Here is a 20,297-nt window from a genome sequence, read left to right on the forward strand (position 1 = left end):
AATTACCGAGGCCTTTATGATGCCCCCGCTGATCGTTCGTATCGCCTTGCTGCTGTCCTGCCTGGTGCCCTGCGTGCAGGCTGAGACCATTCGTGTCGTCACTGAAGACACCTCGTTCAGCTTCTTGCGCCAGGGCAGGGTGGTCGGCCCTGCGACCCAGGTGGTGGAGGCAACCCTTGCGCGTGCGGGGCTGCCCGATCATCAAATCGGCCTTTATCCCTGGGCACGGGCCTATGACATGGCGCTGCGCGAGCCGAACGTGCTGATCTACCTGATCGCCCGCACCCCCGAGCGTGAAGACCAGTTTCATTGGGCTGGAGAAATCCTGCGGATCGACTATCACCTGTACCGATTGCCCTTGAGAGAGGACATCCAGGTCGCAAAGCTGGAGCAGGCCAAGCAGTACCGCATCGGTGCGCTGCGAGGCGATGTCCGGTACAGCTATCTGCTGGGAGAGGGGTTTACCAAGCTGGTGGTAACCGTCTCGAACGCGGACAGTTTCAAACTCCTTCTCAATGGCCAGGTCGACCTGGTACCGATGTCGGAACAAGGCGTCAGGATGTTCTGCACTGAAGCGGGGCTCGCTGATGGTTGTCTGGAACGTGCCTTTACCCTCAATACCGCCACGAGCCTCTACATGGCCTACAGCCTGCAGACCAGCGAGGACGTGGTGCTGCGCACCCAGGCGGCCTTTGAACAGCTGCAAGCGGACGGAACAGTGGCGCGCCTCATGTCCGACGAGCGTTGAGCGAAACCGGGTGCCGCGCCGTTACGCTTGCTTTATCAGCCCTGCAGATCGGCCAGCATTGCGGTTGCCAGGGCCTCAGCGACCTTGATGCCATCGACGCCTGCCGAAAGAATGCCTCCCGCATAACCGGCGCCTTCGCCCGCTGGATAAAGGCCGCGGGTGTTGATGCTCTGCAGCGACTCGTTGTCGCGCTTGATTCGCACCGGCGATGAGGTGCGCGTTTCGATGCCGGTGAGGATGGCATCGGCACGGTCGAATCCGCGGATCTGCTTGCCGAACGCCGGCAGGGCTTCGCGGATGGCTTCGATCACATAATCCGGCAGCGATGGCGCCAGGTCACCCAGGCGCACGCCCGGCTTGTAGGACGGCTCGACTTCGCCGAACGCGCTCGATGCCTTGCCGCGGACGAAGTCGCCCACCAGCTGCCCCGGCGCGCAGTAGTCATTTCCGCCCAGTTCGAAGGCGCGGGATTCCAATTGCTCCTGCAGCTCGACGCCCGCCAGCGGGCCGCCAGGAAAATCCTCTTCCGGATTGATGCCGACGACGATGCCGGCATTCGCATTGCGCTCATTTCGCGAGTACTGGCTCATGCCGTTGGTGACCACACGGTTGGGCTCGGAGGTGGCTGCCACCACGGTGCCGCCCGGGCACATGCAGAAGCTGTAGACGGCTCGGCCATTCTTGGCGTGGTAGACCAGCTTGTAGTCGGCGGCGCCCAATTCCGGGTGCCCGGCGTACTTGCCCAGGCGCGCGTTGTCGATCAGCGATTGCGGGTGTTCGATGCGAAAGCCCACGGCGAACGGCTTGGCCTCCAGGTAAACGCCGCGCTCGTGGAGCATGCGGAAGGTGTCGCGCGAGCTGTGACCCAGGGCGAGCACGACGTAGCGGCTGCGCAGCTCTTCGCCGTCAGCCATGCGCACGCCCTGGATGCGACCGTCCTCGATGATGAAGTCGACCACACGGCTGTTGAAACGCACCTCACCGCCAAGCGACTTGATTTCCTCGCGCATGGTCGAGACCACGCCGGTCAGGCGGAAGGTGCCGATGTGCGGCTTGCTGACGAACATGATCTCGTCCGGCGCACCGGCGCGGACGAATTCGTGCATCACCTTGCGGCCGTAGAACTTCGGATCCTTGATCTGGCTGTAGAGCTTGCCGTCGGAGAACAACCCGGCGCCTCCCTCGCCGAATTGCACGTTGGATTCCGGGCTCAGCACCTTTTTGCGCCACAGCGCCCAGGTGTCCTTGGTGCGGCTGCGTACATCACGACCACGCTCCAGCACGATGGGGTTGAAGCCCATCTGCGCCAGGGTCAGCGCGGCGAACAGGCCGCACGGGCCAAAGCCAATCACCAGCGGACGCTCGCTCAAGCCCTCGGGTGCCTGACCGACCGGGTAATAGCCGGTGTCCGGCGAGACGCGGATGTTGCGGTCATCAGCCAGGCGGCCGAGCACCTGGGTTTCATCCGCCACGCTGGCATCGATGATGTAGACGAAGGTGATCTCGCTGTTCTTTTTGCGCGCGTCGTAGCTGCGCTTGAACACGGTGAAGTCGAGCAGCTCGGTATCGCTGATCTCCAGCCGTGCCACGATGGCGCGGCGCAGCGCCTCGGCGGGGTGGTCGAGCGGCAATTGCAGTTCGTTGATGCGAATCATGACGAGTCCTGGCCGGTGGCCCCGGCAGAGGTTGGGAACAGACGAGCGATTCGCGGGCCGTGGCTGGCAGGCGAATCGAATCGGTCGAAGGAAGGCGCGCAGTGTAGCCTCGCCCGCTGACCCTGTCATTCAGGGGCACACGCCCAGCGAAGGCGGGAAGCACCGCTGTGATGATCCCGTCTCGCCGGGCTTGAATCCGCCGCGGCCGAATGCCGCTAAATCGAATGTTGGGTGCGTGCAGGGCCCTTTCTTACTGAAGCACGACCCTGGCATTGAGAGGTTGTAGCGGGCGGTTATTGGTGTGGCCTACCGCCGCTGTCAACGCCCCGATCTGTTCCCGCGAGGCAACCACCGATTGCTTGAGTACCAGCCAGCGTACGCCTTCGGTGCAGGGCGGCGTGGTTAGTGAACCGCTGAATCGGTAGTAATCCAGATCGGCGGGCAGTAAATCGGTAACCGTCGCCATCGGTGTGATCAGCTGAGTCTGGCCTGCCTTCGGCGGTGCGTCCCACAGACGAGCCAGCGCGGCGTTTTGCTCGCCAGCCTTGAACATCAGGGCGATCACGGCGAGATTGCCGTCCTTGTCCGCATGTACCAGATGCCCTTCGAGCGGGTAGGACTGGCCCTCAATGTGGTTCTCGCTGGGCATGTGAAAGTGAAATTGCAGCAGGTCATATTCATTACCGTCGAGTGTCAGATGGCTACCAGGTTCATAGACCACCTGCACCGTATGCCCATTGTTGACGACCTTGCTGGCTCCCGCGACATAGCTGAGCTGTAACGGGGCCAAATCGGCTTCAACAAAGTCACTGAGGTCGACCGGCGCCTGATTCTTACCCGCGCACGCGCCGAACTCGGGCGTCAACTTCGCCCAGTTCTCCGGCCCGGCTTCGCCGGAGTAATCCCAATGAGTACCCGGGGTGACAGCCCATGCACCCGAGTAAGCCAGCAGAACACCAAGGCTCAATGCCGCTCTTTTCATGACGCTTCTCCCACTTGCACCAATCAACATGGGCGAGCCCGGAAATTGCCCGGGGCGCTCATGAGCTCTGACAAGTCGAATCGACAGGTTGCTTGACGAATGCGTCAGGCCATTTGTCTGGCAAAGGTTTCGTTTAACGCTACGCTGTGACTGAACTCGGTTTTCGTATTCCTGACGTGGCTGAACGGTTGTCACCGTGGGCCTGGGAGGCGCTGAGCAACAACATCGATCGTCCATCGAGACGACCCTCGCTGAGGTTGGCCCAATGAAATATGCCCCTTTTACGCTGAGCGCCTTTCTGATTTGCATGTCCGGGATAACGCTTGCTGCGCCCACCAGCGACGAAGCGCTGGAACGCATGCGCTCAATGAAGACCACGGGTCAGTCGCTCGACATGAAAACCGTGCCGCAGGACGGTGAGATCGCCGATGCGATTCGTCAGAACCTCGAGCGAATCAAGCTGCCGGAGGGCTTCAAGATCGAGCTCTACGCGGTGGTGCCTGGTGCGCGGCATATGGCAGTGGGTCCGTCCAGCGGTGTGGTGTTTGTCGGCTCGCGCAAGACCGATCTCTGGGCAGTCACCGACCGTACCAAGAATCGCACCGCCGATGAAGTGAAACGCTTTGCGCCGGGTATCTCCTTCACCCAGCCGGGGCCGTGCTTCAGCCCGGATGGCTTTCTGTTCGTCGCTGAGCACAACCGGGTGCTGGTCTTTCCCGCCGCCGAGTTCTTTTACGAAGGGCCAGATGTGGCCGCCGACATCGTAGTGCCGAGCGGCGAGCTGATCCCCACCGATGAGGAAAGCTACAACCACGGTGCGCGTGTCTGCGCCGTCGGGCCGGATAACAAACTCACCGTGTCCCTCGGCCAGCCGCACAACGTGCCGCCAAAGGACAAGCTCGAGCTGTACGCCAAGAACGGTATCGGCGGAATCGTGCGCATGGAGCGCGACGGCAGCAAACGGGAGGTCTACGCCACCGGGGTGCGCAACTCGGTGGGTATCACCTACAACCCGACCAGCAAGGAGCTGTGGTTCACCGACAACCAAGTGGATGGCATGGGCGACGATATTCCCCCAGGTGAGATCAATCACGCGCCGAAGGCCGGTATGCAGTTCGGCATGCCCTGGTATGGCGGCGGTCAGGTGCGCACCAATGAATATGCCGATGAGACACCGCCGGAGGGCCTGACCTTTCCCGTTGTGGAAACGGTGGCACACGCTGCGGACATGGGGCTCACCTTCTATACCGGCAAGATGTTTCCCGAGCAGTACCGTGGCGGCCTGTTCTCTGCGCAGCGCGGCAGCTGGAACCGCACCGTGCCGGCGGGCGCACGGGTGATGTTCACGCCGTTCGCCGCCGATGGCAGCGCGCCCTCGGGCGATACCGTGCCCTTCGCCGAAGGCTGGTTGGATGAGGAAACCGGCGAGTACTACGGTCGCATCGTCGACGTGGCACAACTCAAGGATGGCTCGTTACTGGTCAGTGACGACACCGCCGGGGCCATCTACCGAATCTCCTACAGCGGCAAGGCCGATTGAGGGGCATAGCGCGAGGCCGACCGGCTTGTACGCCGGTCGGTCGGTGCTGTTCGAGGAATACCCATGACTAGACCTCACCGCGGCGGGCGACTGGTGCCCTGGATCATGCTGCTGGCCTTGCTTTTCACCACCGAAGCCAGGGCCGCCGACCTGACAGCCGGCAAAGCCAAAGCGAAGATGTGCGCCGCCTGCCATGGGCTGAATGGTTTGAGTAAGGTGGCCGATGCGCCGAATCTGGCGGGCAATGGCGAGCTGTATCTGGCCCGCCAGCTCAAGGCGTTCCGCTCGGGCGAGCGCAAGCATCCGCAGATGAGCGTGATCGCAGCGAGCCTGAGCGACGAGGATATCGCTCAGGTCACCGCCTGGTATTCCGCTATCAAGGTGAACGTCGAGCTGCCGCAGTAGCCCGGCGGGCCGCGTTTTTCACCAACGAGCTGCCGACCCTTTATACTCGCGCACCATCGAGGCTCGGCGCGCGCCGGCCCTCCCGTTGAATGCGACCCGGCACCGTCACGGCGTCAGCCATCCAGAAGGATCCCCCATGCTCAATAACGATGTGATGCGCAGCCTGCGCTACATCCTCAACGTCGACGACGCCAAGATCGCCGAAATCACCCGGCTTACCGGTTGCGAAATTCCCGATAGCGAGGCGGTGGCCTACCTGAAGAAGGACGAGGAGGAGGGCTTCAAACCCTGCCCTGATCGGATCATGGCGCATTTTCTCGATGGACTTGTGATCTATAAGCGCGGCAAGGACGAGAGCCGGCCGACGCCACCTATCGAGCTGCCGGTGACCAACAACATGGTGCTGAAGAAGCTGCGCGTGGCCTTCGAGCTGAAGGAAGATGATATGCATGCGATTCTTCAGTCAGTCGATTTCCCGGTGTCAAAGCCGGAACTCAACGCGCTGTTCCGCAAGGTCGGCCACAGCAACTACCGGGCCTGCGGCGATCAGCTGCTGCGCAACTTTCTCAAAGGGCTGTCGCTGCGCGGTAAATGACCAGTGGTCTGGATATGCAGGTGCTGATCCGTCCGTAGTCTGTCCCCTTCGCGTCCTGCTCGCAAAAAGTAGGACGCAGGGCGTCCGAGGGTCTGCGTCCCCGTGCAAAACGCGCGAACGATCGAAACGGCTCATGGATCACGGAGCGTCCGGCTTCCTCTTCCAGGGCACTATTTCTGGATTACTTATAAGAAAACCCCGCCAGCAGACGGGGTCGTTTACAGCCTGAGCACCGCCGGAGCAGCCTCATGGAATCCCTGAACGCTTAGTTCTGGACCATCGCCACGACACGGTCACGCAGTTGCGGGTCGTTCTGTACCGCCTGATTGATGGCGTTGTATTCCTCGATGCTGAGGTCGTTCTCGACCACCGTATTCATCATCTTCTCATTGGCTTGCTGCTGCAGCTCCTGGGCCTCGGCCGGGTCGCCCGTCTTCTCCAGCTTGGCGGTGAAGTCTTCGCGGATCTCCATGATCTCGCCGAGCGAATCGGCGAATTTCTCCAGCTTCTTGTCGCTGATGTCCGCTGCCTGAACGGTTGGGGCGGGCTGCGTCGCTGGTGTCTGGCTGGTCTGCTGCGCCGATACCTGGGATGCGCCAGCGGTCATGAGAAGAGCGGCAAGGCTGGCAGTCACGAAACGGGTCTTGAGCTTGGTCATGTTCGGTTTTCCTGCGATTTGAAAGACGCAACGAACACTGCATCAGCCGTGCCAGCACTATTGAAATATCTTAAATGGCTGAAATGTAAAGATTTTCACCGTTCGTCCTGTTCGCGTCGACGCTATAGAAGCCGCTCTGTATGGTGCCAGAATGGCACATGTAGCAGTTTGGCAAAGATCTTCGACGTTGCGCGGGGCGCTGTTGTTGAAGGTGGTTATTCCCCTGGTCGCGATCATGCTCGGCTTCAGTTACTTGTTGCTGTGGACGGTCGAGCGCAACAGCGAGCGACGTCTACAGGAGGAAGTTGAACTGGTGGCGCGGGCGGTGCGGCTGCCGCTCAGCGACAGCCTGGAAAAGAAGCATGAGCGCACCTCGCAGCAGGTGCTCGAATCGGTGCTTGGCGTCGGCCGTGTCTATGGTGCCTATCTTTACGATGATCAGGGCGAGCTGGTGGCCTTCGCGGGCGCCATCGAGCCTGACCAGGATCAGTCTTCGATTCAGGAGCTGACCGCCGACGGCAAGCGCCGCGGTGGCTATCAGCGCATCCGCGGGCGAGAGGTGTATTCCTACTTTCTGCCGCTGGAGCAGAGCGGCGGGCGCATCAATGGGCTGTTGCAGGTGACGCGTCGCTGGAACGACTTCGAAACAGGCACTCGGCGGCTGCGGCTGATCGCTGGCATATCCGCTGCGGTACTGGCGCTATTGGCGGTCTGCATCGTGCTGCTCGGACACTGGTCAGCGATCGGGCGCCACTTGCAGCAACTGACCCAGAGCATGGCACGGGTCGCCGCTGGCGATCGTCAACATCGCGCCCCCCGTAGCGGTCCCCAGGAAATTGCGGTGTTGGGTCGGGCGCTGAATCAGATGCTCGACAGCATTGCCGATGCCGAACAGCGCATGGCCGAACAGAAGGCGCGCGAGGCGGAGCTCGAAGCGCGTCTGCGGCGTTCTCAGCAATTGGCGGCGGTCGGCCGTCTGGCAGCTGGTGTGGCTCATGAACTGGGCAGCCCGCTCAGCGTGATCGACGGCAAGGCCCAGCGCGTCCTGCGCAGCGAGACGCTGGAGGACGGCCAGCGCAAGGGCCTGTTGCAGATCCGCAGCCAGGTGCAACGCCTGAGCGAGATCGTCCGCCAGCTGCTGGACTTCGGCCGCGCCGCCGGGCGCCCGGTCCGCCGCATGCCCGCCGAGGTACTGGCCCATTCGTGGCGGACGAGTTGAGCGCGCTGGGCGTCGCACTGACGCTTCACGCATCGCCTGAGCCGTTGTTCTGCGAGGTCGATCCGCCGCGCTTCGAGCAGGCGCTGACCAATCTGCTGCGCAACGCCGCTCAGGCCAGCCCGGGCGGGCGGGTGTTGCTGCGCTGGTGGCGTGAGCAGGAGTGCCTGCTGTTCCAGGTCGAGGACGACGGGCCGGGCGTTGCCGAACAGCACCGTGCCGCTCTGTTCGAGCCCTTCTTTACCACCAAGCCGGTAGGCAAGGGCAGCGGGCTGGGACTGGCTGTCGTCCATGGCGTAGTGGCCGAATGCGGCGGGCGGATCGAACTGGTCGAGGGTTCGCTGGGTGGCGCGGCGTTTCGGATTTCCCTGGCGCTGGCGGATGAGGAAGATTTTGATGCAAATGGATGACAACGCCCCGCAGCGGGTCCTGATCGTGGAAGACGATGACGGCCTGCGACAACTATTGGTCGAGGAGTTGGAAGACCGTGCGCTGCAAGTGCAAGCCGTGGCGAGCGCGGAAGAGGCCGTACCGCTGCTGGAGGGCTGGGAGCCGGATCTGGTGGTCAGTGATCTGCGGCTACCGGGCGCCGACGGCATGGCCTTGCTACGGCGGGTCAAGGCGATGCAGGCCGCACCGGCGTTTCTGGTCATTACCGCGTTTGGCAGTATTCAGCAGGCGGTGGCGGCTCTGAAGGAGGGCGCTGACGAATTTCTGACCAAACCGCTGGACCTCGATCATCTGGGACTTGCGGTGTCTCGGGCATTGGAAACCCGTCATCTGCGCGATGAGGTGCGGCGCTTTCAGCAACTGCTCAGCGATGATCGCTTCCACGGCATGCTCGGGCGCAGCCGGGTGATGCGTGGACTGTTCGACCAGATCCGGCAGATGGCGCGTGCCGCCGGGCCGGTGCTGGTGATTGGCGAAAGCGGCACCGGCAAGGAATTGGTCGCCCGTGCCGTGCATGCCGAGAGCGAGCGGGCGCAGCGCCCCTTCCTGGCGATCAACTGTGCCGGCTTGCCGGCCGAGCTGCTGGAAAGCGAATTCTTCGGTCACGCCGTCGGCGCCTTCACCGGTGCCAGCCGTGCGCACAAAGGGCTGTTCCAGCAGGCCGACGGCGGCACGCTGTTTCTCGACGAGATTGGCGAAATGCCGCTGCCGCTGCAGGCCAAACTGCTGCGCGTACTGCAGGAAGGCACCATTCGTCCGGTGGGCGGCGAGCGCGAACTGAGTGTCGACGTGCGCATCATCGCGGCCAGCAATCGGCCGCTGGAAACCGCCGCCGGCCGCGAGTCCTTCCGCGAAGACCTGTTCTTCCGTCTGGAGACCTTCATCCTGCAAGTACCGCCGTTGCGTGATCGGGAGGAGGACCGCGAGCTGCTCGCGGCTGGCTTCGTCGCCCATGTCGCCGCGCGTGACGGGCGGCCGGTGCGAGGCCTGTCGCCAGCGGCGCTGGAGCAGCTCAGGCGTTACCCCTTTCCCGGTAACGTGCGGGAACTGCAGAACGCCATGGAGCGTGCGGTGACCTTCTGCCATGGTCGCACTATCGAACTTGAGCACCTGCCGGCGCGCATCGCCAGTTATCAGGAAAGCACGCCCGTCGAGCAGGCCGATGATCTGCTCGGGCTGATGATCGACGGCCCCCTGCTGCCAACGTTGGACGAGCTGGAGATGCGCTACATCCAGCACGTGCTCGAACGGGTCGAGGGCAACAAGCGCCGTGCCGCCGCGCTGCTGGGAATCGGCCGTCGTACGCTGTATCGCCGTTTGGGTGAGAAGGATCAGGACGAGGTCTGAGCCAGCCGTTAACCCCGCCCACGGTTGGCGGTTTCGAATGGGCTAGGCATTTGGGCGACGTGCGCTCGCCCAAGCTGCAGGCACCGCCGGAGCGCTGTCCGCCCCCGGTATCTGCTCAGCGCAGGGCGATCACCTGCGGTACCTGCTGCAGTTCGGCCGGAGAGCGATCGCGGATCGCCACCCATTCAGCCAATGCGCCCACCGAGCGCGGCGGAGAAATCAGGTAACCCTGGAACAGATCGCAGCCGGCCTGCAACAGCGCGGACTGTTTCTCCAGTGTATCCACGCCCTCGGCATTGACCCGCTTGCCCTGGGCCTGGCAGAACGCGACGATCGCCTTCAGGCTCTCCTGCATATCGGCACGGGTCAGGCGGTCGACGATGGCCATGTCCAGCTTGATGGTATCGGCCGGATATTCGAGCAACTGCTGGATCGAGGTGTAACCGACGCCGAAATCGTCGATGGCCACGCGGAAGCCGGCCATGCGGATCGCGCGCACCACTTCCATGGTGTTGCTGCTCAGCTCGGCGGCGTAGGTCTCGGTGAGTTCGATCTCGATGCGGTTGGGACAGATGCGGTAATGCGCAGCGCGCTCGATCAGGTAGTTGCAAAGACGGTCATCGGTCAGCTGCGCCGATGACACGTTGATCGCCAGAATCACACCCTCGCCGAACAGCTTGACCAGCTCCGGATAGCCGGCCAGCGCATTGTCGATCACCCAGCCGTCGATCTTCGGAAACAGCCCGGCGCGCTCGGCGATGGGAATGAATTCTCCCGGCGAGACCGTGCCCAGCAGCGGCGAATGCCAACGCAACAGTACTTCACAGCTGGTCACGGCTCCCTGGCGATCCACGGCGGGCATGTAAACCAGGCGGAACTGTTCGTCGCCATTGAGCAGGCGCAGCTGTTCCTCTACCTGGCGGATGCGCTGGTTGCGTTGCTCCAGCTGCGCTGAAAAAGCCACCGCGACGTTCTTGCTTTCGGCCTTGGCCTGATACATCGCGGTGTCGGCACGGGTCAGCAACTGGGTGATGGAGTCGGCGTCGGCGGGGTAGCGGGCAGTGCCGATACTGACGCTCACCGGGTAGATGCGATCGTCCAGATGGAAGCCGCCTCGGCACAGGCCCAGCAGGGCGTCGGTGAGTGCAGGCAAGGTGTCATTGTTGGCGTCGGCCATCAGCAAGACGGCGAACTCGTCGCCGGAGAGCCGGGCGAACGCCGCCTCGGTGTCCGGATGGAGCTGGCGGTGACGCTCGAGCACGCCCTGCACGCGTTTGGCGAAAATTTGCAGCAGTGCATCGCCGGCGTCGTGGCCATGCTGGTCGTTGACCTGCTTGAAGTCGTCCAGATCGAGAAACAGCAGCGCCAGTTGCCGACCGCTTTGTGCGCACTGGTCGTACATGGCGCCGGCCAGCACGCCGAAATGGGCCCGGTTACTGATGCAGGTCAGGCTGTCGGTCCAGGAAATTTCCTGGATACGTTGCAGCGCGGCGGTATTGCGCTCGTGGAGGGTCTTCATGTTCAGCGTCAGCCGGCCGATCTCGCCGCCATCGCTGGGCTCGTCCAGGGCGTCGCGTTTGCACAGCAGCAGGTCGGTGAGCTGGCTGTCGAGCTGGCTGATGGGGTCGGTGATGTAGCGGCGGATCAGCAGCAGCAACAGACCGATGGTGATCAGGCCGATCAGCGAGCCGCCAATGACGAAGGCCAGTCTCAGGGTCTGCAGATGATCAGCAATATAGTCAGCTGTTGGCGTAATCCTCGCGCGTAGGGAGCTCGATAGGCCAATTTCGGCGGACAGGCCTGGGGCCGCGGACGGCAGTGCCGGAGCGATTTCGACCGCCGCGCCGTATTCCTTTTCGAGTTTTTTCTTCAACGCGAGAAAGCGCTCTGGCCGCACCGCCAGCTGCAGAGCGAAGGCCTCCCCCCGCTGGCTGGGAAGTGGTCGGCTGCTGGACGCCGAAAGCAGGAAATCGGTGTGCAACAACAGAGGACCGTCGTCGGCACCGTCCAGGTAGTTCATCGCACCCGTATTCGCCGTATGCCTGGCATCCTGTACAAGCTGCTGCTGCCGAGCGTTGATGGTGGCGAACGGCGATAGGCTGCTTTCAAAATAGTACGCCACGGTACCGTCGGGCTGGACGATGGCGAATGAGACGAACGACAGCTGGCTGGTGGACAACGAGCGAATGCTCTGCTGAATGCGCAAGCCAAGTGTTTCGTTGCGGTAAGCGGTGTCCGACTCGCGCAGAAACAGCTGTAACGCCTCGCTGTCGATGATGGAATACAGCACGCTGCGGTTGAACGCCTCGTAGTCCAGATACGCAGACTTCAACGCAGACAGCTGCTGGGCCAGGCGTGCCTTTTCAAGCCCCAGCAGTGAAGACCGTTGAGTCAAGTAGGCGGCGGTCGCGGCCAGCAGCTGGATGATCAGGATGACCGGGAAGATCACCAGCAGTGCGCGTTTACCGAGCGTCATGGGCATTGATCAGTGCGCTGATGATACGCCGCCGGGTCTGCGTCGACGCCAGCGGCCGCGGTTCGTAGACCTGGCTGTTTTCCAGCACTTCGGCCGGTGGATAGATCGTCAGGTCCGCTTTCATGTCATCCGGCAGCAAGGCCTTGGCGGCAGCGTTGGGCGTGGCAACGCCCAACTCCGTGGCGTTCAGCGCGGCGATCTGCGGATCATTGATGAAATTAAGGAAGCGATAGGCCAGTTGCTTCTTCGTGCCACTCGCCGTGACGGACAGGCAATCGACCCAGAGCAGAGTACCTTCCTTGGGCACCACATAGCGCCAGGGCTCGCCCTCGATCCCTTCGACGTCATTGAGCACCTGCTGATCACCGCTGTAGGCCAGAGCCATGTCCGCGGTGTCCAGATGATGCTGGCTGCGCAGCGACGTGATTGCATATTCGTAGCTCAGTACCGCGCTCGATTGCGCGGTCAGCAGCTCGAAGGCCCTCTTCAGCTCTTCGTTACTGGTGGTGTTGATCGAATGCTGCTGGTAAATCAGCGGGCCTGCGAGAATGTCTTCGTGATCCTCCATCATGATGATGTGTGGTTCGTCGCGCTCAGCGGGTTGCAGCAGGTCAGCCCAGGATTGCGGTGCTGTGTGCAGCCGGTCGGCGCGGTAGGCGATGCCGAGGGTGCCCCACAGATAAGGAACGGCATGCGGCCCGCAGTTGTTCTGCCAGCGCTGGGGGATGTGCTTGAGGTTGGGCAGCGAAGCGGCATCAATCGGATCGAGCAGTCCGCGTTGGCCGAAGCGATCAGCGCTGATCAATTCGGTCAGCGCTATGTCGATCTGGTGACCCGGCTTGGCAAGCACCTCGTCGCGCCTGTCACCGCTGTCGAAGTACACCTGTCGAATCTGGACGCCGGTTTCGGCCTGCCAGCGCTCGATCACTGCCTCGCTGAGATATTCCTCCCAATTCAGCAGGTTCAGGGTTTCGGCGGCGCGCGGCGCGGTTGTGGGAAACAGCAGACAGGTCGCTGTAAGCAACGCGCTATAGATGCGGCGCGAGGTGATCTTCTTATTATTCATTGAGTATCCATCCGCTGCGGGAGTGTTCATCCGGCCCTCGCGGTGACTGGCTGCGCGCTGCACGCCGGTCTCCTCGACTACGGTCCATGGCTGCGTTGCTGAGACGAAACCGTTCCGTTGCGCCAAAACGCAGCGGACTCATCAGCGTATCGGCACCCCGTGGTGGCACTTTAATGGCGTCAGATGAATGGCAGCAATGGTTTTATGCAGCGGCTCTTGCCGTTCCGATCAACGGGCGGGTGCGGGTTGTTTTTCTTCACGGGCGCGTTGGGGCGATGGCGTTTGTAGCCAGGTTGCCAGCAGGCGAGTCGACAGTGGAATGAACAAGTACGTCATCAGTGGTGTAAGTGCCAGTGTGCTGAGCAGGATGCGCATCACCAGGCTGAGCTCGCCAAGCACACCGCCGAAGGACAGATTGAACACCAGCGACACCGGGAAAAACGCCAGCCAGATCGCGATGCTCTGCTTCCAGCGCGCAGGGCGCGCGCTGTCGTTTTCGCCGAACCAGGCGTCGATGCCTCGGGCGCGGTGCTCGTGAGGCTGGGCGAAGAGTTCGCTGCCACGCTGCAACCAAGCCCGGCGCGAAGCCGAATGCTCCCATGTGTCGAGCGTCTGCTCATCGGCAAAGCGGAAGACGATCTGGAATTCATCGTCGCCGGGCGGCGGTGCCAGCACGCCGGAGCCGAGGTAGCCGGGAAAGTCCGCGGCCAGTTGTTCGCCTTCGTGCAGCCAGGCGAGTAAATCGTGGTAGCGGCCATCACGCACGCGGCGAGCCACCATCAAGGTGACGGGTTCGGTAGACATCGTATATCTCCAGCATCAGGCCGGCCACCCGGGTAGGGCATTCGGCGGACGCAGCGCCGGGGTGATGGGCTGCGTTATGGCTCAGGCAAGGATCATGCCCTGATCTTCGGCACACGCCAGACCTTGTAAGGTCGGCACATCCGAAGGCGACGGCGCACTATACGGAGAATTCTTGCACTTGGAAGGGGCGTTCACTTCAAGAGTGGGGCGACGGCGGCGCCTGCAGCTGGTGCCGGGACCCGTTAACGATTTCTGGTGACGCGTTTCGGCGAAATATCCGCTGGCAAGCGGCATCCGCGTGATGCTGGGTAAAGCGCAGAACCGCAACGCCAGATGCACACTTTGTGAACGACGCGCTTGAAACGCCCCCTGTACTCAGCCCTACTAACACCATGGCGCGGCGCATAACCTGTCCCGATGGCGCCAACCGACGCCTATGCACGGGCGAAAGTTCCAACCAAGGATGGTGGAAATAATGAGCGGTTACGTACCCAATATCCCCAGAGCGAAGCGCGACGCCGAGTTGAAGGACGTCCAGCCCGTCGATATCCATGCCGAGCGCTGGACCGAATACGAGCGCCACAGCAGCCAACCGGCCAAATCACCCGAGAAGATCCAGCTGGCCTTGCGTATCGGCGTGTTCTTCGATGGTACTCTCAACAACGCCACCAACGCCGCGCTCGGTCTGGCATGCGGCGCCCATCACCCCATAGCGGCCGAAGATCTGAATTCCAACTGCAAGCCATATATGGCCGAGCCGGACAGCAGTTACGGAAATGATGTGACTAATGTGCGGAAGCTGATGGATTTGTATTGGGCAACCTCTACGTTGGAAGGAGAGGCTCCTAACAAACGGGGGTACCGCAAACTATACGTAGATGGAGCGGGCACCGAGGCCGGAAATCAAGACAGCGACCTGGGCGCTGCGGCAGGACGCGGCGGTACAGGCGTCGCGGGACAGGTTCAGGACGCGTTTAACCGGATCAGCGAACTTATCCAAAGTACACATCAGGACTATCCGGACCACGAAATTTGTTCTTTGACCTTCGATACCTTTGGCTTCAGCCGCGGTGCTGCAGCGGCTAGGCATTTCGCCAACGAGGTCGTCAAAGGCAAGCAGGGCTTTCTAGGTGCGGCATTGCAAAGCAACGTGCGCGTCTTCAATAAAGATTTCGTCGATCATTACGGACGCGATATCAACATCAGCTTTATCGGGCTGTTCGATACCGTCGCTTCTGTTGGTGGTTTGAAGAATCTGGGTAATATCCGAAGCTCTATCACGCCATGGCTGAATCTCTACTTGTCGCGCAAATACTTCGCGAACGTGGTGCAGTTGGTGGCGCGTGACGAGATACGCGCCAATTTTCCACTGAGCGAGGTCAGCCCGGACCATCCTGAAATCATCCTGCCGGGCGTGCACTCGGACATCGGCGGTGGCTACCTGGACGACGCCGAAGAGCGAGTGATGGTCAGCCCGATGCAGGCACTGGTCGTAGCTCAGCGCATCGATGTGACGACGACCTCCATCTACCAGGACGCGGCCGAGGCCAGGCAGCGGATGATTGCGGAGGGGTGGCCGCCGGCCATGCTGGAGATCGTCACCCCGGAGGCGCAATTACTGCCTGTCGATCCGCGAGATCGCCTGGCGCCTCGGCAAAAGCGGGTGTATGCCGGTCTACAACTCAAGCGCCGCGTCAGCAACGCGTTATCGATTGTCTATTTTCGTGTTATGTACGAGCTCGCAAGAAGGAATGGCGTAAGGTTTGAAGATATACCTGACGAATTACACTATTTACTTCCTGGTGACCTAACTGATTTGTGTAGTCGCTTTATCCAAGGCAACTACAGCTTGAACTACGACGAAGAAGCTCTGTTGAAACGACGCTATATACATGCTTCCGCGCATTGGAATAACCCGCAGGGAAAGCGAACCCCAAGCGGTCTCAAGGTGCTTTATATCAATGCTCCAAATGAGGGGGGCGTTCGCAATCGACACCCTCATGCTCCTAACTGGACTCTATTTTGAACAAGTTGCTTTTTATTCCCGTCCTCACGCTTTTATTGATCGGCTGTAAGGCAGCAGGTCCGGAAACAGAGTCGGACCGTTCAAAGTCTCCGTGGTGGAGTTTGGAATTTGTCGGCCCCACCTACATGATAGGTTGGGTTGAGGAAAGCATCATCGAAGATGTTAAGGGCAATTTCTTCTATCATGGCGGAGGCGGTGTCGTGGGGAGCGGTGATCCCGGATATGCAACCGAAGTTGCCAGGGGCTGGCCACATGGGTTGGCGGGCGGTCAGCGAGCGGTAGTGGGTGCTAGCTTGCCCAAACGAATCTTTGTTCGCTGGCAATCGGTAGTGGAGCCGCAGACATATAGAGGGTGGATTGAAATACCCGACGATGCTCGGCAAATCATGCACGACTCGACAAATCATCGCTGTTCTGCTGAACGGCCCGCGCGTTATATGGCTTCACTCTATTTAGGGCTGGCGCCGGGAGGGGTCGTGCAGGCATGGGTCAGGGATCAATGTCACAACGCTGTCAAAATCGCCCGTGCGCAAGCTGAAATCGAGCCGCTCGGTCCTTCGCAAGGGAAGACTGATGGGCGATACGCTTACAAAATCAATGAAGAAACCAAGCGATACATCGACAAGTACGGAATTCCTTATGGAAGTTGGTGAGAAGAAAGAGGCCAGGCTCAACGAGATCGAAGGGAATGATCCAAGTATTCGATTCCAGCCGATCTAAGTCCTCGTTACGAACGGTTTAAGGATCGTAGCTATCGGATTCTGCCTGCTGAGGAACAGTTGTTGAAAACGCGCTATATCCATGTTTCTGCGTACTGGGGTAACCCGTTCACGAAATATGCGCCGAGCGGTTTAAGGCTGGACTATATTAACGCGCCAAATATTGGCGGGGTCCGCCAATTCCACCCTCACGCCGCCGAATGGACTTTATTTTGATCAAGCACGTCATGGCGCTGCTGGGCGTACTGGTTTTGAGTAGCTGCCAGACCGCAGATCCCCTATCCGGTGATAAGGATCCTAAGTATGAATGGTGGAGCCTGGAGTTCTTCTCACCGCTCTACATGGTGGGATGGGTTGAGGCGAGTCTGGTTGAAGATATCCAGGGCAGAACATTCAATAAAGGTAGCAGCGGTATCGTCGGTACCGGCATTGACAATTTCGAAACCGACTTTGCGAGAGGTTGGCCAAGAGGCAAGTCCGGTGGCATTGACGGAGTAGTCGGCGCGGACCTGCCCAAGCGTGTCTATGTCCGTTGGCAATCCATCGTGGAGCCGCAAACTTATCGAGTATGGATCGATATCCCAGAGAGAGCTCGGCAGCTTATGCATATTTCGACTCATCGACGGTGCCCGAAAACACCGGACCGGCCAGCCCTTTATTTAGCGGCTCTTCATCTGGGTTTGGCGCCGGGCGGTATTGTGCAGGTATGGACTCGGGATGAATGCAACAGGCCTGTCAAAATCGCCCGTGCGCAAGCTGAAATCGAGCCGCTCGGTCCTTCGCAAGGGAAGACTGATGGGCGATACGCTTACAAGATTAATGAAAAAACCAAGCAATATATCGACAAGTACGGCATTCCTTACGGAAGTTGGTAGAAAAAGAGAACGATCAGATAACTATGCGCAATTATTCGGCACGGCATAACGAGCCGAATTAGGTCGAGTTGTAGTTTTTCCTCGATAGAGGCTAGATAGCAGCTGTCGCTTTAAACAAATACGGATATATATACCAGGGAAGGGAACGCCGAATGCAAGACAACCGAAGACCCATTACATCTCGATCTAAGCGTTGGGCAATGAAACTTGCCACGTTTCTAATCAAGCATGACATCTCCCCTAATCAAATTTCAGTTGCCAGTATCGGATTCGCGGCAGCGGCGGCTGCAAGCATGGCGGCGTCTGCCAGTGTCTTTGCTTCTCTTGTGGCGATCGCATTCATCCAACTCAGGCTGGTATGCAACCTGCTCGATGGGATGGTGGCCATCGAAGGCGGGAAGCAATCGGCCCTGGGCAGCTTATATAACGAATTTCCGGATCGCATCGCAGACAGTCTGTTGATCGTTACGCTTGGGTATGCAGCGGCCTATCCTTCGCTTGGCTGGTTTGCCGCGCTCGCCGCTGCGTTGACTGCCTATGTACGGGTGTTTGGCGGAGCGCTAGGGCTCAAGCAAAGTTTCGCCGGACCTATGGCCAAGCAGCATCGCATGGCGGTCATGACAGCTGGCCTGGCGCTGAATATTCCAGAGTCTCTTTTGTTCTCCACACACCATAGCCTGTTTGTCGCGCTGATCATTATCGCGGTGGGTTCCGTCGTGACCTGTGCTGCCCGCACCCGAATAGTTGCCGGTCAGTTGAAGGAGGCCCAGTGATGTGGATATCGGCCTTATTGATCTCGATTCTGCGGCTACTACTGGGTGCCAGCGCTCGCTTCGAAAGCACGCCAGACCTGTCCGGTCAGCGCATCTATTTCGCCAATCACACAAGCCATATCGACACGCTGGCGATCATGGCGGCCCTACCGAAGGAGACGAGGATCAACACGAAGCCCCTTGCAGCAGCCGATTACTGGGGCAAGAACAGGTTCTTGAGATATATCGCCACGCGTGGGCTCAACTCGGTGCTGATCAATCGCCACTCGAAAGACGGTGAAGATCCTCTGGAGCCGGTGCGTCAGGTAATGGCACAGGGGTACTCGGTGATCATCTTCCCCGAAGGGACGCGCAGGTTTCAGGCGCTTCCTGGTGAGTTCAAATCAGGTCTTTACCGACTCCATAAGGCGTTTCCGCAGGCGCACCTGGTCCCGATCTATCTGGACAACCTTTATCGCTCGATGCCGAAAGGCAAGCACGTGCCCCTGCCGATCATCTGCACCATTCGGATCGGCGATCCGCTTGCGGTTCTAGAGAACGAAGAGATCGGCGACTTCTTGAACAGAGCCCGCGAAGCGGTGGTGAGGCTTGCCCAATGATGATCGAGAACAAGTTCTACCTGTTGATGGCCGGGGTCGTTTCCCTTTTGGCGGTCGCCACCGTCGCGGGGATGATTCTGAAGCGCTTGGTCAAGACGGAAGGCTCGATTGCGACGGTCGACAACCTGAATCTGAGAGTCAACGCCTGGTGGTCGATGATCGCGATTTTTGTCGCCTCATATCTGATGGGTAACACGGCGACGGTGGTGCTGTTCGCATTCGTGTCGTTGTTTGCCCTGCGAGAGTTCATCACCCTGACCCCCACTCGGCTAGGCGATCACAACGCACTGTTCGCAGCCTTCTTTATTCTCATCCCCTTGCAGTACGTCTTCATCGGCATCCACTGGTATTCGATGGTCACGTTGCTGATGCCGGTTTATGCGTTCCTGTTCTTGCCGTCGATTGCCGTGCTGTCACAAGAAACCGATGGCTTTCTCGAGCGCGCGGCCAAAATCCAATGGGGCATCATGATCACGGTGTATTGCATCAGCCATGCGCCGGCGCTGCTCATTCTCGATCTCGAGGGGTTCGAGGGGCAGAACGCCCTGCTGCTGTTTTATCTCATGTTCGTCGTTCAGATCAGCGACGTACTGCAGTACGTGTTCGGAAAACTGTTCGGGAAAACCAAGGTTGCGCCTGTGGTCAGCCCATCCAAGACAGTGGAAGGGCTGGTCGGCGGCGGCTTGGCGGCAACGCTGGCGGGCGGCGGCATGTACTGGCTCACGCCGTTCAGCTTCTATGAATCGGTGGCCATGTCCTTCGTGATCGTGGTGATGGGCTTTTTGGGTGGTCTGACGCTCTCGGCGATCAAGCGCAGCCTGCAAGCCAAGGATTGGGGCACCATGATCAAAGGTCACGGGGGCATGCTGGATCGGATGGACTCGGTGTGCTTTGCCGCGCCGGTATTTTTCCATCTCACCCGCTATTTCTTCTCGGCTTGATGTTCGGATGCGATCTGAAGAGATGGCAGCTTGCATTACCGGGAATGGTAGCGCGTCCTGATGTTGCTGGCAGGCGGCACCGTGCTACCCAAGCGCTCCGCGAACAGAGCGATCGCCGCTTCGCAGTTGACAGCGATGCCGGTGAACTCGGCGATCAGCTCAGCGAGATCGCCGGTGCGGTGCAGCGCGTCAGCGACATGATTGTGCAGATCGCCACCGCCGTGGAGCAGGCCGCGACTGCAGAAGACGTCAGTGGGAATACCCGGTCGATCAGGCCGCACTGAGTCTGCTCGAAGCTGCGCCAGCGGTGCACGGTGTGGCTGACCGGCTGGGTGAAGGTACGCGCAGCCTGGCGCAGAACACCGCGCGGTTCCGTCTCGGCTGAGTCTTGCACTCAGCGAAACGCGAACCCTCGCCGGCGG

At 60.4% G+C, this 20,297-nt stretch carries 19 protein-coding genes and 1 pseudogene; 14 read left to right on the forward strand and 6 right to left on the reverse strand.

Going from position 1 to position 20,297, the window contains the following annotated elements:
- The first annotated feature begins 16 nt into the window (after window positions 1–16).
- Window positions 17–748, forward strand: coding sequence for a substrate-binding periplasmic protein (locus CH92_RS01385; protein ID WP_025240013.1), 732 nt, complete (start codon window positions 17–19; stop codon window positions 746–748).
- A 35-nt stretch (window positions 749–783) separates the two neighbouring features.
- Here the strand turns inward: CH92_RS01385 and CH92_RS01390 are convergent, their stop codons facing one another.
- Both CH92_RS01390 and CH92_RS01395 read right to left on the reverse strand, forming a co-directional pair.
- The gene (locus CH92_RS01390) at window positions 784–2,403 is read right to left on the reverse strand and encodes an NAD(P)/FAD-dependent oxidoreductase (RefSeq protein ID WP_025240014.1); all 1,620 of its coding nucleotides are present in this window, start codon (window positions 2,401–2,403) and stop codon (window positions 784–786) included.
- 250 nt (window positions 2,404–2,653) lie between these two features.
- Complete coding sequence (locus CH92_RS01395; RefSeq protein WP_025240015.1) at window positions 2,654–3,385, reverse strand: carbonic anhydrase; 732 nt, start codon at window positions 3,383–3,385, stop codon at window positions 2,654–2,656.
- A 265-nt stretch (window positions 3,386–3,650) separates the two neighbouring features.
- Between CH92_RS01395 and CH92_RS01400 the strand changes: the two genes are divergently transcribed.
- From CH92_RS01400 to CH92_RS01410, 3 genes are all read left to right on the forward strand, one after another.
- Entirely contained in the window at window positions 3,651–4,925 is a 1,275-nt protein-coding gene (locus CH92_RS01400) for a PQQ-dependent sugar dehydrogenase (protein WP_025240016.1), read from the forward strand.
- Between the two features lie 63 nt (window positions 4,926–4,988).
- On the forward strand, window positions 4,989–5,330 hold the full coding sequence (locus CH92_RS01405; RefSeq protein WP_025240017.1) for a c-type cytochrome: 342 nt from the start codon (window positions 4,989–4,991) through the stop codon (window positions 5,328–5,330).
- 136 nt (window positions 5,331–5,466) lie between these two features.
- Window positions 5,467–5,925, forward strand: coding sequence for a DUF1456 family protein (locus CH92_RS01410; protein ID WP_025240018.1), 459 nt, complete (start codon window positions 5,467–5,469; stop codon window positions 5,923–5,925).
- A 265-nt stretch (window positions 5,926–6,190) separates the two neighbouring features.
- Here the strand turns inward: CH92_RS01410 and CH92_RS01415 are convergent, their stop codons facing one another.
- Complete coding sequence (locus tag CH92_RS01415) at window positions 6,191–6,583, reverse strand: DUF4168 domain-containing protein (protein WP_025240019.1); 393 nt, start codon at window positions 6,581–6,583, stop codon at window positions 6,191–6,193.
- A gap of 151 nt (window positions 6,584–6,734) precedes the next feature.
- Between CH92_RS01415 and CH92_RS01420 the strand changes: the two genes are divergently transcribed.
- From CH92_RS01420 to CH92_RS01425, 3 genes are read left to right on the forward strand one after another with little or no spacing between them, the layout of a single operon-like run.
- Complete coding sequence (locus tag CH92_RS01420) at window positions 6,735–7,802, forward strand: histidine kinase dimerization/phospho-acceptor domain-containing protein (RefSeq protein ID WP_235206181.1); 1,068 nt, start codon at window positions 6,735–6,737, stop codon at window positions 7,800–7,802.
- Entirely contained in the window at window positions 7,787–8,209 is a 423-nt protein-coding gene (locus CH92_RS22215; RefSeq protein ID WP_235206182.1) for a sensor histidine kinase, read from the forward strand. Before CH92_RS01420 ends, CH92_RS22215 begins: the two co-directional genes overlap by 16 nt.
- Entirely contained in the window at window positions 8,202–9,596 is a 1,395-nt protein-coding gene (locus tag CH92_RS01425; RefSeq protein ID WP_025240020.1) for a sigma-54-dependent transcriptional regulator, read from the forward strand. Before CH92_RS22215 ends, CH92_RS01425 begins: the two co-directional genes overlap by 8 nt.
- 115 nt (window positions 9,597–9,711) lie before the next feature.
- On the opposite strand, the gene CH92_RS01430 is transcribed toward CH92_RS01425, so the two are convergent.
- The 3 genes from CH92_RS01430 to CH92_RS01440 all read right to left on the reverse strand — a co-directional run bounded on the left by CH92_RS01430 (window position 9,712) and on the right by CH92_RS01440 (window position 13,942).
- Window positions 9,712–12,072, reverse strand: coding sequence for a putative bifunctional diguanylate cyclase/phosphodiesterase (locus CH92_RS01430; RefSeq protein ID WP_025240021.1), 2,361 nt, complete (start codon window positions 12,070–12,072; stop codon window positions 9,712–9,714).
- Window positions 12,059–13,138, reverse strand: a complete 1,080-nt coding sequence (locus CH92_RS01435; protein WP_025240022.1) for an ABC transporter substrate-binding protein — start codon at window positions 13,136–13,138, stop codon at window positions 12,059–12,061. The genes CH92_RS01430 and CH92_RS01435 overlap by 14 nt, the downstream gene beginning before the upstream one ends.
- A gap of 228 nt (window positions 13,139–13,366) precedes the next feature.
- Complete coding sequence (locus CH92_RS01440; RefSeq protein WP_025240023.1) at window positions 13,367–13,942, reverse strand: antibiotic biosynthesis monooxygenase; 576 nt, start codon at window positions 13,940–13,942, stop codon at window positions 13,367–13,369.
- Window positions 13,943–14,417: 475 nt separating this feature from the next.
- Here CH92_RS01440 and CH92_RS01445 point away from each other — a divergent pair, with 475 nt between their 5' ends.
- The 7 genes and pseudogenes from CH92_RS01445 to CH92_RS22220 all read left to right on the forward strand — a co-directional run.
- Window positions 14,418–15,968, forward strand: coding sequence for a T6SS phospholipase effector Tle1-like catalytic domain-containing protein (locus CH92_RS01445; protein ID WP_025240024.1), 1,551 nt, complete (start codon window positions 14,418–14,420; stop codon window positions 15,966–15,968).
- Entirely contained in the window at window positions 15,965–16,621 is a 657-nt protein-coding gene (locus tag CH92_RS21530) for a DUF2931 family protein (protein WP_080689958.1), read from the forward strand. The genes CH92_RS01445 and CH92_RS21530 overlap by 4 nt, the downstream gene beginning before the upstream one ends.
- Window positions 16,622–16,902: 281 nt before the next feature.
- Window positions 16,903–17,562, forward strand: coding sequence for a DUF2931 family protein (locus CH92_RS01450; RefSeq protein WP_025240025.1), 660 nt, complete (start codon window positions 16,903–16,905; stop codon window positions 17,560–17,562).
- A gap of 152 nt (window positions 17,563–17,714) precedes the next feature.
- Window positions 17,715–18,335, forward strand: a complete 621-nt coding sequence (locus tag CH92_RS01455; RefSeq protein WP_025240026.1) for a CDP-alcohol phosphatidyltransferase family protein — start codon at window positions 17,715–17,717, stop codon at window positions 18,333–18,335.
- Window positions 18,335–18,934, forward strand: a complete 600-nt coding sequence (locus CH92_RS01460; RefSeq protein ID WP_025240027.1) for a lysophospholipid acyltransferase family protein — start codon at window positions 18,335–18,337, stop codon at window positions 18,932–18,934. The genes CH92_RS01455 and CH92_RS01460 overlap by 1 nt, the downstream gene beginning before the upstream one ends.
- Window positions 18,931–19,875 carry a phosphatidate cytidylyltransferase gene (locus CH92_RS01465; RefSeq protein WP_025240028.1) on the forward strand — a complete coding sequence of 315 codons (945 nt, stop codon included), beginning with the start codon at window positions 18,931–18,933 and terminating at the stop codon, window positions 19,873–19,875. Before CH92_RS01460 ends, CH92_RS01465 begins: the two co-directional genes overlap by 4 nt.
- A gap of 146 nt (window positions 19,876–20,021) precedes the next feature.
- Window positions 20,022–20,260: pseudogene (locus CH92_RS22220) on the forward strand (methyl-accepting chemotaxis protein); the annotation flags it as partial.
- Between the last annotated feature and the right edge of the window lie 37 nt (window positions 20,261–20,297).

It is taken from the genome of Stutzerimonas stutzeri (assembly GCF_000590475.1).
GTDB lineage: Bacteria > Pseudomonadota > Gammaproteobacteria > Pseudomonadales > Pseudomonadaceae > Stutzerimonas > Stutzerimonas stutzeri_D.